Below are 2,906 nucleotides of genomic sequence, written 5' to 3' on the forward strand. Positions count from 1 at the left end.
CCATGTTAATGTTGTAATGCTCTGACAAACCAGTCAGCCAATCGCTGCCAGTGCCAGAAGCAACTTCACCCAGAGCATTGTACGTCCGTGATGATACCTCAAACCACGTTTGTGTCTCATCCTTATCGAAACGCTGTAGCCTGATATCCCGTCCCGCGCCGTCAAAGTAAGTTTTCAACTGGTTGCCGGAGGCGTCAGTTTCGGTGGTGACCGGGCCAGTATCTTCAATGGCGTAAGACCAAGAGGTGGTGTTCTCATGGTTTGTATCCGGAGACATGGTCCGGGTCAGCAGACGGCCAATTTTATCGTACGAGTGAGTCACCGTTACGCCCTGAGCGTCAGTTTCTGACAGAAGGTACCCCATATAGGCGTGCCGCAGGGTTGACCGTGTTGCCGTTAGGTCATCATGACCGGTAAAGGTTTCTGATTGGATAAGCCCCTGTTCCGTGGCGCAATACGCAAAGGACTGATAGCTGGTAAACGTTTCCCTTGACGTCACATCAGGCGTCAGGACGGTCTTCCGTGCTTTTTCACGGCCAAAACGTAGGATATCGGCCGTGTCGTCATAATACTCCCGGGTGATAACGGTTCGGGTATTACCGGTGATTTCCGTCACCGAGTTTGCCACCACGGCATAGCCATCTCCCCTCAGGATTTTCTGTTTTTTCCAAGTACTTGTCGTAACTGTAGTGGGTTCATCCCCTTGAACCTGACGGGGCGTGACTGTTATACTTTTTAGATAGCGGGTGAAGCCGTACGGGTCTGCCGGGCAGCGTCCATCTTCACCTTTAGCAGGGTAATAAATATACTCCGTGACGGTACCGTCCGGAGTTTCCTGGTGCAGCGGATTGGCAGCCCCATCAAACTGCGTGCGGGTTATGCGTGTGCAGGGAGCTGCACCACTGCCATCATCCCAAGATTCGGTCTGTGAAATAGGCAGAGCATACTGTGCAGGCTGGTTGTCAAAGGTTACATTCGGTGTCGCATGATACTCTGTTGTTAACGAGTAAATCTTCCCATCCCGTAGTGTGGTTTCTGATACCTGTAGATGGTAGCTGTTATAACGACGTGTGATCGTCTTGAGTGCAGTGCTGCCATCGATATCTACCATTTTTTCTGTGGAGCCGTACTGATAGTCAGCAAGCAGGATATTCAGCATTCCATCGGTATCCGGCTGCCACTGGTTCAGCCCAGCGTCCCTGCCAAGATAGTTCTTCTGCGTCCAAGTCCAAAGCGTGATACTTGGCGGCTGCCCACTGCCTGGGATGACAGTATGCTGGTAAACACAGGGAAGATCGGGTAATTTGGCAATTTCAGGAAATTTCATGCCAGAATCGGTGTAATATTCGGCCTTCTCCTTCAAGCCTGTAGGAGAGGTAATTTCTGTGATGGCACGATAATTTCTCTCTGGTCCCACGTCATCGTAAGCAAATGACCATACTAACGCCTGCTCGGAGGCTTGGCTGATCACGCTAATCAGATATTCATTAGTAAACCTGAACACAATGCTAAATCCTGCATCATCGTCTGGCTGCAGGGTGAATTTTGTGGAGCCTACGGACTCATTCGGATAGGTAATAGTGCACAACACTGTACCTTCATCGTCTGTTACTTGTGCTAGCCGGGCGGGTGAAAACGTTGAATTCCATGTCAGCGTTAGACCCCGCCCGTCGGGAGCGGTAATACGTGTAGGGACATACACCTCTCGAATTAGGGACAGAAGCTCTGTAAGACCGGTTTTATGGATAATGAGGCAGTGGGTGTCATCTGTTTTTTTGAGGATAAAGTTTTTAAGTTTTTTTTGTTTGACGACCATCGTTCTGGTGTCAACACGGTACTCCTCGCCAGAAGAGAGTTGCAGTTTACCAGTACGAGTATCGCAGGAGGAAAAATTAAGGCTGAAGCCGGAGCCAAATCCGTTATTAACATCCGAGAGAGGATTATACATCAGTGAAAGTGAAAGTGCTGGGCCAGCCAGCGCACTGGAATGAAGATTCGCGAGGGGCAGATTGACATTAAAAAGCCCGACCCGGGGATCCACACCTCCGGAAACAGCGGTTATAAAATTAGATGCCTGTGAATAGAATTCCGTGCTTTGGGTTTTCATAAAAGGTCACATGTGAAAAGTTGAGTACAAGGGGGGGGGACGCCATCAGTGTTATAATTCAACTCGATGGTCGGCGTGTTTTATTTACTGTAATATTTAGGAAACAGTTACAGATGCGTTAATGTCAGCATTAAAGTTCACATAAAACTCACCTGAATTACCATAATTATCAATTATTTGAATTTTTGCGGAGTTGCGTAATTCCGGATATGTTGGTTTACAGTATTTGCCCCAGTAAATAGAAGAACTATTAGGGACATGAAGTTGATAAGCTTGAATAGTTACTTCATTATTATACTTACTCACATAGTGATATGGTTTCTTATCATTAGTATTACCAGACGTGAAAAAAGGCCAGTACGCCCACGTGGCTGCATCATAACGACCGCTTTCGGAACCACTGAAATACAATGAAGGCCAGCCTGGCTGAGACATGGATTCAAACCAATGATTTAATTGACTTGGGTGTCCAATTTTTTGTCCCTCATCTGGCTCTACATACCAACTATTCAAATAACAACCATTCCCGTCGCTATCATTTGGTGAGCTATGTGCAAGAGCTAATGCAAAAGGTGCTTTATTATCAACAAACCATTTTTTTTCAACATAATCACTTGGAATACCTTTATTCTTAACGGACTTATAAACAATTTCATAACCATTTTTTAGATTTAATTTAATTCTCTTATGCTGAACTACACAGGTAGTGTGATCATAAGATTTTTGCCCCCAAAGTTGGTTATAAAAATGATAATTTACTCCATTGGTTACCCAATCTTGAGCATCAACGTTAATATAC

General features: G+C 45.9%; 1 protein-coding gene and 1 pseudogene. Both read right to left on the reverse strand.

Annotated elements, in window-relative coordinates; translation table 11 throughout:
* Positions 1-2,107 (reverse strand): annotated as a pseudogene (locus tag AB204_RS17270) (RHS repeat protein); the annotation flags it as partial.
* A gap of 96 nt (positions 2,108-2,203) precedes the next feature.
* On the reverse strand, positions 2,204-2,906 hold a 703-nt coding region (locus tag AB204_RS22860; RefSeq protein WP_047964622.1), incomplete at its 5' end, for a hypothetical protein.

This window comes from Xenorhabdus khoisanae, from assembly GCF_001037465.1.
Classification (GTDB): domain Bacteria; phylum Pseudomonadota; class Gammaproteobacteria; order Enterobacterales; family Enterobacteriaceae; genus Xenorhabdus; species Xenorhabdus khoisanae.